This is a genomic window from Nocardia sp. NPDC057227, assembly GCF_042669725.1.
Taxonomy (GTDB): domain Bacteria; phylum Actinomycetota; class Actinomycetes; order Mycobacteriales; family Mycobacteriaceae; genus Nocardia; species Nocardia asteroides_A.
The window spans coordinates 218,889-227,514 of record NZ_JBHUXA010000012.1; the positions used below are offsets into that span (position 1 = coordinate 218,889).

Annotated in this window: 7 protein-coding genes and 1 rRNA gene; 1 reads left to right on the top strand and 7 read right to left on the bottom strand. The window is 73.7% G+C overall.

Annotation, left to right across the window (positions count from 1 at the left end; all coding sequences use genetic code 11):
- Positions 1-43: 43 nt before the first annotated feature.
- The 6 genes from recN to ACFUJ1_RS19060 form a co-directional block, all read right to left on the bottom strand.
- On the bottom strand, positions 44-1,819 hold the full coding sequence (gene recN, locus ACFUJ1_RS19035; protein ID WP_378647292.1) for a DNA repair protein RecN: 1,776 nt from the start codon (positions 1,817-1,819) through the stop codon (positions 44-46).
- Entirely contained in the window at positions 1,797-2,759 is a 963-nt protein-coding gene (locus ACFUJ1_RS19040; protein ID WP_378611142.1) for an NAD kinase, read from the bottom strand. Before ACFUJ1_RS19040 ends, recN begins: the two co-directional genes overlap by 23 nt.
- Positions 2,756-3,577, bottom strand: a complete 822-nt coding sequence (locus ACFUJ1_RS19045; RefSeq protein ID WP_378647294.1) for a TlyA family RNA methyltransferase — start codon at positions 3,575-3,577, stop codon at positions 2,756-2,758. Before ACFUJ1_RS19045 ends, ACFUJ1_RS19040 begins: the two co-directional genes overlap by 4 nt.
- Positions 3,578-3,841, bottom strand: a complete 264-nt coding sequence (locus tag ACFUJ1_RS19050; protein ID WP_378647296.1) for a hypothetical protein — start codon at positions 3,839-3,841, stop codon at positions 3,578-3,580.
- Positions 3,838-4,836: an HAD-IIA family hydrolase gene (locus ACFUJ1_RS19055; protein WP_378647298.1), complete on the bottom strand. Its 999-nt coding sequence runs from the start codon at positions 4,834-4,836 to the stop codon at positions 3,838-3,840. Before ACFUJ1_RS19055 ends, ACFUJ1_RS19050 begins: the two co-directional genes overlap by 4 nt.
- Positions 4,837-5,106: 270 nt before the next feature.
- Entirely contained in the window at positions 5,107-6,000 is an 894-nt protein-coding gene (locus tag ACFUJ1_RS19060; protein ID WP_378647315.1) for a tetratricopeptide repeat protein, read from the bottom strand.
- Between the two features lie 396 nt (positions 6,001-6,396).
- On the opposite strand from ACFUJ1_RS19060, the gene ACFUJ1_RS19065 reads away from it, so the two are divergent.
- Positions 6,397-8,430 carry a hypothetical protein gene (locus ACFUJ1_RS19065; protein ID WP_378647300.1) on the top strand — a complete coding sequence of 678 codons (2,034 nt, stop codon included), beginning with the start codon at positions 6,397-6,399 and terminating at the stop codon, positions 8,428-8,430.
- A gap of 111 nt (positions 8,431-8,541) precedes the next feature.
- Here the strand turns inward: ACFUJ1_RS19065 and rrf are convergent.
- Positions 8,542-8,626, bottom strand: a 5S ribosomal RNA gene (gene rrf, locus ACFUJ1_RS19070); the annotation flags it as partial.

Consider the following 8,626-nt stretch of genomic DNA (forward strand, 5'->3'; position numbering starts at 1 on the left):
GCCGCGGGCGCCCGGCCTCCCGGCCGGGCGCCTTCGCGCATGTTCAGGCGCTGGCCGGTTCCCGTTCGGCGCGCGCGGTTTCGAGGAGCTCCTCGGCGTGCGCGCGCCCGGTCTCGGTGTCGTCCAGCCCGGCGAGCATGCGCGCGAGCTCGACCACCCGCTCCTCGCGGTCAAGCGACTGCACGCCGCTGTCCACCCGCCCCTTGCCGTCGTCCGACTTGCTCACCACCAGGTGGGTGTCGGCGAAGGCGGCCACCTGCGGCAGGTGCGTCACCACGATCACCTGGTGGGTGCGGGCCAACCGGGCCAGCCTGCGCCCGATCTCGACCGCGGCCCGGCCGCCGACCCCCGCGTCCACCTCGTCGAAGACCATGGTCGCCCCGTGATCGGACCCGGCGAGCACCACCTCCAGCGCCAGCATGACCCGGGAGAGCTCACCCCCGGAGGCGCTCTTGCTCAGCGGCAGCGACTGCGCCCCCGAGTGCGCGGACAACCGGAACTCCACCTCGTCCACCCCGGACGACCCGGCGTGCAGCTCGGCCCCGTCCACCGTGAGCGGCGCCGAATCCTGCGCGCTCGCGGGCATCTGCCTGACCGTCACCTCCAGCCGCGCCTTGCCCATGGCCAGCCCGGCCAGCTCCGCGCTCACCGCGCTCGCCAGCTTGCCCGCCGCCTTCGTCCGCGCGGCACTGAGCTTCACCGCCGCCGACCGCACCTTCTCGGCGGCGGCATCGACCTCGCCTGCCAGCGCCGCGATGGCCTCCTCGGAGACGTCGAGCGAGGCCAGCCTGGCCCGCGATTCCGCCGCCCAGGCGAGCACCCCGTCCACGTCGGCGGCGTACTTGCGGGTCAGCGTCTTCAGCTCGGCCTGCCTGGTGAGCAGCGAGTCCAGCGCGCTCGGGTCCGACGGCAGGTCGGAGAGGTAGCCGCTGAGCTCGGTGGTCAGATCCACCACCACCGCGATGGCGTCGGCGAGCCGCGGCGCCAGCGCGGTGAGCGCCGGATCGTCCGCGGCATCCAGCCGCGCCCGCGCGGTGCCGAGCAGGTCCAGCGCGCCGGAGCCGGCATCGGGCGCGTCGGTGGGCCCGGCCAGCGCGTCGTGCGCCACCACCGCGGCGTCGCGCAGCGAATCCAGGTCGCTGAGCCGCCGCACCTCGTCCACGATCCGCAGATCCTCGCCGGGCTCCGGCTGCACGGCGTCGATCTCGGTGAGCGAGTGCGTCAGCCGATCCGCCTCCAGCGCCAGCTCGCGGCTGCGCGCGGTGCGCTCCAGCAGCCGCTCCCGCGCCGCCAGCCAGGCCTTGCGGTGCTTGCGGTAGCCGCGCAGCAGCGGGTCGACGGTCTCCGCCGCGAACCGGTCCAGCGCCGCCAGCTGCTGCTCCGGCCGCTGCAGCCGCAGCTGGTCGTTCTGCCCGTGCACGGTGAGCAGCGGCGCGGTGAACCCGGCGAGCACCGAGGCGGGCACGCCGCGGCCGCCGAGGTGCGCCCGGGAGCGGCCGTCCTTGCCGACCGTGCGGATGGCGATGACGCTGCCGTCGTCGTCGGCCTCGGCGGCCGCCGACTCCAGCACCGCGGCGACCTCGGTGCGCGCGGCCTCGTTCAGCTCGTCGACCGTGAATCGCCCCTCCACCACGGCCTTCTCGGCACCGAGGCGCACCCGCCCGGCATCCGCCCGCGCCCCGCTGAGCAGGTGCAGGCTGGTGACCACCATGGTCTTGCCCGCACCGGTCTCACCGGTGAGGACGGTCAGCCCCTCGTGGAACTGCGCGGTCGCGGCGGATATGACGCCGAGACCGTCAATCCTGATCTCTGTCAGCACTTGTGCTCTCCGTTCGCCGCCGGCCTCGCCAGCCTGTCACGGGCAATTGGAATTTGCGCACCATTCTGTCCGCGAAGGGCGCCGAGTCCAGCCGCACCCAGCGCACCGGTTCGGCGCCGCGGACCGCCTCCACGCGGCTGCCGCGCGGCAGCGCCAGCGTGCGCCTGCCATCGAGGAAAACTATCGCATCGTGTCCGGTCGCCACCGACTCGACCGCGATCCGCGACTCCGGGCTGGCGACCAGCGGCCGCGCGAACAGGGCGTGCGCGTTGCTCGGGATGACCAGCAGCGCTTCCAGTTCCGGCCAGACCACCGGCCCGCCGGCGGAGAACGCGTAGGCGGTGGAGCCGGTCGGGGTGGCGAGCAGGATGCCGTCGCAGCCGAACGACGACACCGGCCTGCCGTCCACCTCGAGCACCACCTCGAGCACCCCGATCCGCGAGGCGTTCTCGATGCTGGCTTCGTTCAGCGCCCAGCCGGTCTCGACGATCTCGTCGTCCACCCGGACGGTGACGTCGATGGTCATCCGGTGCTCGACCCGGTAGTCGTGCTGCACCACCTGGGCCAGCGCCTCGTCCAGGTTCTCCGCCTCGGCCTCGGTGAGGAATCCGATGCGGCCCAGATTGATTCCGAGCACCGGGGTGGCGGCGGGGCGGGCCAGCTCGGCCGCGCGCAGCAGCGTGCCGTCGCCGCCGAGGACGAGCACCATTTCGCAGCCGACCGCGGCGGCCGGGCCTGCCTCGACCACCCGCACCGCGCCGTCGCTGCCGACCGCACCCTCGAATCGGGTGCTGTCGGCCTCGTCGGCGAGGATCCGCAATCCGATCCCGGCGTCGGCGAAGATCTTCGCGACCCGGTGCGCCGTCTCGATGATCTCGGCCCGGCCCGGGTGCGCGACCAACAGGATCTCTCGGCCGCTGAGCGGCGTTCCCGCGTTCACTGTGGTCCCTCCTCGACGGCCCGTTGCACCATGGTCGCGACCGCGGCCGGGTCGTCGGTGACCGGGCCCTCGTTCCGCAACCACAGGAAGTATTCGACATTGCCGGACGGCCCCGGCAGCGGGCTGGCAGTGACCGCCCTCGTCCGCAGCCCGAGCGCCGCCGCCGCGGCCGCGACCTCGCGCACCACCTCGGCGCGCAGCGCCGGATCCCGCACCACGCCACCGGCGCCGACCCGGTCCTTTCCGACCTCGAACTGCGGCTTGACCATCGGCACGAGGTCGGCGCCCGGCGCCGCGCACGCGGCCAGCGCGGGCAGCACCAGCCCCAGCGAGATGAACGACAGATCGCCGACAACGAGCTCGACCCGGCCGCCGATCGCCTCCGGGGTCAGGTTCCTGACATTGGTGCGATCCAGCACCGTCACCCGGTCGTCGCTCTGCAGCCGCCACACCAGCTGCCCGTAGCCGACGTCGACCGCGACCACCCGCGTCGCCCCCTTCGCCAGCAGGACGTCGGTGAAGCCGCCGGTGGAGGCGCCGGCGTCCAGGCAGCGCCGCCCGGCCACGGTCAGCCCCTCCGGTTCGAAGGCCGCCAGCGCGCCGAGCAGTTTGTGCGCGCCCCGCGAGGCCCAGGAGACCTCCTCCGGCTCGGTGCGGACCAGCAGCGGGGTGCCGGTCTCGACCGCCGTCGCCGCCTTCGCGGCGACCGAGCCGTTGATCAGCACGCGGCCCGCGGTGATCAACTCGACCGCGTGTTCCCGCGAGCGGGCCATGCCGCGGCGAACCAGCTCGGCGTCAACGCGCGCACGCCTGGCCACTCAGATCTTGTCCACCGTGGCGAGCGCCTCGACCAGCACGTCGTGCGCCTGTTCCAGGATCTTCGCCCGGCGGATGAGGTCGACCCCGGCGTCCGCGTGCCCGGCGCCCGCCTCCAGCTCGGCCAGCAGCTCCCGCACCTCGGCCCGCACCAGGGCCGGGTCGGCCGGCTCCGGCCCCGCATCGGGCAGGTGGCTGCCCGGCAGCGGCGTCCCCTGGCGGTGGCCGTGCTGGCCGGGGTGCGGACGCGGCGTCGGAGTAGTCATCGTGGGCTCAACGCTATCGGATTTCCGGAGCCGTTGCCCGTGGCCGCACCGCTCGCGGCCGCCGCCGATCCCGCGGTGGCACCGCCGGTCGGGGCGCCGTTCGCCACCCGATCACCCGCGCCGCCGCGCACCGGGAAGGCGCGGGCGGGTTCGGCGTCGAGTAGTTCGCCCAGCGCGGGCGAGCCCGGCTCCACCGCGTCGACGGCGACCGGGTGGTTCAGCGCGTCGAGGGACAGCGCGACGTAGGTGGGCCGGTGCTCCGGCGGCGCGGCGGCCAGTTCGTCCAGGGTGCTCACCCCGGTGAGCACGAGCAGCGAGTCGAGCCCGACCCGGTTGGCGCCGTCGATATCGGTGTCCAGCCGGTCGCCGACGACCAGCGCGGCGCGGGTGCCCGCTCTGGTGAGCGCATCCTCCAGCAGCGGCGCGAAGGGCTTGCCCGCCACCTCCGGCTCGGTGTCGGTCGCGGCCCGCAGCGCCGCGACCATGGAGCCGTTGCCCGGCGCGAGGCCGCGTTCGTTCGGCAGGGTGCGGTCGGTGTTGGCGGCCACCCAGTGCGCGCCCGCCCGGACCGCGTAGGCGGCCTCCGCGAGATCCGGCCACGCGGTCTCCGGCGAATGCCCCTGCACCACCGCGGCGGGTACCCGATCGTCGAAGCGCCGCACCGGATTCAGGCCGACGCCGCTGACCTCGGCCGCCAGCGCGTCGGTGCCGACGACCAGCACATCCGCGCCCGCAGGCACCCGCTCGGCGAGCAGCCGCGCGGCGGCCTGCGCGCTGGTGACCACATCGTCGGTCGCCGCGGCGAAGCCGAGTTCGGTGAGGTGCTCGGCCACCGCGTCCGGGCTGCGGCTGGCGTTGTTGGTGACGTAGACGAGTTGCTGCGCGGAGCCGGCGGGCAGCGCATCGGGGGCGCCGGGGATCACCGCGGCCCCGCGGTACAGCGTGCCGTCCAGGTCGAGCAGCAACGCTCGGTAACCGTCTCGTAGCCGGGTCACTCCACCCTCGTTTCGTCTCGGCGCTCGGATCCGGCCGAACCGGTCCATCGGACGCACCCGCTGCGGGCGCGTGCGGCGCGGATGCGCCGCCGTCTCGTCCTCATGGTCGCAGAACCGAGCACGGGTGCCGCCGTGCTCATCATCACTCGGGCGCCACGACGGGCCCCGGTCGTCACCAATCCGGACGAGCCGCCGACGCGGACCGGCCACCCGGGCGCGCCCGGGCTCCTCGACGAGACCCCCGCACTGTAGCGGGGGCCACCGACAGGGTCAGTTCTCCGCGGTGAGCTCCGCGGCCCGGTCCTCGGCGTCGGTATCGCCCTCGAGGTCGGCGGCGGCCGCGTTGAGGAACCAGGTGAGCCCCTCGTCGGTCCGCCCGGCCGCGACCAGCGCGTCGGCGTAGGCGTAGAACAGCCGCGCGTGCGCCGACCCGCTGCGCGCCGGGTCCAGCTCGGCGGTCTGCAGCGTCACCACCGCCTGGTCGACCTGTCCCAGGTCCATGCGCGCGCCCGCCACCACGATGCGCAGCTCGATCGCCTCCTCGCCCTGCAGGGCGCGCGCCTCCTCGCTGCGGCCGAGCTCGATGGCCCGCTCCGGGCGGCCGAGGCCGCGCTCACAGTCGGCCATGACCGCGAGCAGCCCCGAGCCGCCGGACATCCGGCGCGCGGTGCGCAGCTCGGAGAGCGCCTCGGCCCACTCGCCCGCGTGGTAGGCGGTGACGCCCGCGGTCTCCCTGACCACCGCGATCCGCCCCGCCCGCTGCCGCGCCGCCCTGGCGTGCGCGAGCGCGAGCTCCGGATCGTCCGCGATCAGGGCGGCGGCCATCACCAGGTGCCTGGCGACCGTCTCGGCGTTGCCCTTGTCCAGGCTCAGCAGGTCGCGGCGGATGGTGGGGTCCAGGTCGGATGCCTGGATGTCGTCCGGGAGGTCCGGCTCCTCCGGGCGCGGGGGGCGGCGGTCGAGAGAGCGGCCGATGCGGGCTCCCTCGCCCCCGCGGCGGCGGTCGTCACTGCCCGCGCGGCTGAAGCTGCGGTATTCCTCGGTGTTGTTCGCGGGCGCATTGCGCGCGGCGCCGTTCGAGTCGGAGGCAGAGTCGTCGGCCCGCTCCGCCGGCACATCGGTTCCGCCGGCGATCGAGGCCGAGTCGGCCCCGCCACTCCGCAGTGCGCTGTCCGCCGCGTCGTCCGACGGTGCCGCGTCGTCCGACGGTGCCGCGTCGTTCGACCGTGCCGTGTCGTTCGACCGTGCCGTGTCGTTCGACCGTGCCGTGTCGTTCGACCGTGCCGTGTCGTTCGACCGTGCCGTGTCGTTCGACCGTGCCGCGTCGTTCGACCGTGCCGCGTCGTTCGACCGTGCCGTGTCGTTCGACCGTGCCGCGTCGTTCGACCGTGCCGTGTCGTTCGACGACGCCTCGTCGCCCTCGGCGCTGGTGCCACCAGCCTGCGTACTGGCGGCCGACCCGCCCACGCCTTCGCCGGAGCGGTCTGCGCGCTGGTCGGCACCGTCCACGCGGTTCCCGGCACTCTCCGGGCGGTCACCGACCGCGTCTCCGCCGGCCCCGTGCTCGCGGTGCCCACCGGTGTCTTCGCGGCCACCGACGCCACGCTCGACGTCATCGACACCGTCCGCACGATCACCGCCGTCGCTTCCGCGATTATCGGCACCGCCCTCGCGGGCGTCGCCGGCATCGGCGCGCACGTCACCGTTGTCGGCGCGAGCATCGTCGTTGTCCGCACTGCGCTCGTCACCGTCGCCAGCGCGCTCGCGATCGTCGACGCCGTCCGCGCGATCATCGCCCTGACGATCGTCCCGGCCGTCTACCTGCTCCGCGCCACGGTCCGCACGGTCGTCGCGCTCGTTCGTGAAAACAAGTTCGTCCGCGCGAGCATCGAAGTCGTTCGCCTGATCATCGGCCTTGGCACCGCTCGCGCGATCATCGGCCCGGTCGGCGCGATCATTCCGCCGGAACTCCCTGGCACGATTGCTCGCCGGCCGATCACCATCGCGCTGGAATCCACCGTCGCGATCGTTCCCGCGCTGGTACCCGCCCTGCCGGTTCCCGCCGCGGTCGTCGGAACGGTTCCCGCCATCACGCCGGAACCCGCCCTTGCCCTCCGGCCGGTCACCGCCGCGCCGGAATCCGCTGTCGCGGTCACCGCCACGCGGGTAGCCGCCCTGATTCGAGCCGCCGGAGCTGGAGCCACCGCGGGATCCGCTGTCGCGATCATCCCGCCGGAAACCGCCCTCGCGGGAACCGCCTGCACGGTCGTCCTTGCGGTAGCCCCCCTCGCGATCGTCGCGCCGGGCACCACCCTTGCGGTCGTCGTTGCGGAACCCGCTCTCGCGGTCACCACCGCGCCGGAACCCGCCATCGCGGTCATTGCCGCCCCGGGAACCGCTTCCACGATCGTCGCGGCGCGAATCGCCGCCCCGGTCATCGCGCCGGAATCCGCTCCCGCGGTCGTCACTCCGGCTGCCGCCATCGCGGTCATTACCGCGGAATCCGCTCCCGCGATCGTCCCGCCGGTTGCCGCCGCCCCCACTTCGGAAGCCGCCCGCCCGGTTGTCACTGTCGCCACCGCGCCGGAAACCGCCCTCGCGATTGCCGCTGTCGCCGCCACGCCGGAAACCGCCTTCACGGCCGCCGCTGTCGCCGCCACTGCGGAAACCGCCTTCACGGCTGTCGCCCCCATGACGGGAACCGCTTTCGCGATTGTCGCCACCACGGAAGCCGCCGCTGCGGTTGTCACCGCCGCGGTTGTCACCGCCGCGCTGGAAGCCGCCGCTTCGGTCGCCGCCATCACGGCGGAAGCCGCCGCCGCTCCCGCCCCGGTTGTCACTGTCACCACTTCGACGGAATCCACCGTCGCGATCACCGCCGCGCTGATATCCACCGCCGCGACTGTCACCACCTCGGTCGTCGCGACGGAAGCCGCCTTCGCGATCATCCCGCCGATCACCACCGCGCCGGAAACCACTGTCCCGGTCGTCGCGGCGGAAGCCACCGGCACTGTCGCCCCCACCGCGACCGCCGTCGTTCCCGCGCGGGGAACCCCCACGGTTGTCTTGCCGATCCCCGGCACCACGGTCATCACGGCGGAATCCGCCCTCGCGGCGCGACCCGCTGTCGCGATCGTCGCGCCGGAAGTTCGGGCGATCGTCGTCGCGCCGGGAACCACCGCTCCGGTCATCGCGCCGGTCGCCCCCGCCGCGGTACCCGCCGTCACGGTCTCCGCCGCGCTGGTATCCGCCCTGATTCGAGCCGCCGGAGCTGTCGCGGCGGAAGCCGCTGTTCCCGCCCTGGGAGGATCCGCCGTCGCGCCGGAATCCACCATCCCGCGACCCGCGGTCGGAGTCCCCGCCACGGCTCGGCCGACTGTCGCGATCGCCCCCGCGGGAACTGCCACCGCGGTCGTCGTTCCGACGAAAACCGCCCTGGCTGTTGTCGTTTCGGCGGGAATCACCCGAACCGCGCCGGTCGGAGTCGCCTTGCGAGGCGTCACGCCGGAAGGGCTTCCGGTCGTCGTTCCGTTCCGGCACGATGTTCCCTTTCCGAATTCCCGGTCCCGCCGGGAGAAGTATGTTCGCTCTTGAATTCAACCATGCTGCGGGCAGCACGAAGCACCCGCCTGCCGGCGGGTGCGATCGGGCCCTGAAACGAGATCAGGGGACCCACCTCGGTGGATCCCCTGATCTGACAATTTGTTCCGGCGGTGTCCTACTCTCCCACACCCTGTCGAGTGCAGTACCATCGGCGCTGGCAGGCTTAGCTTCCGGGTTCGGAATGGGA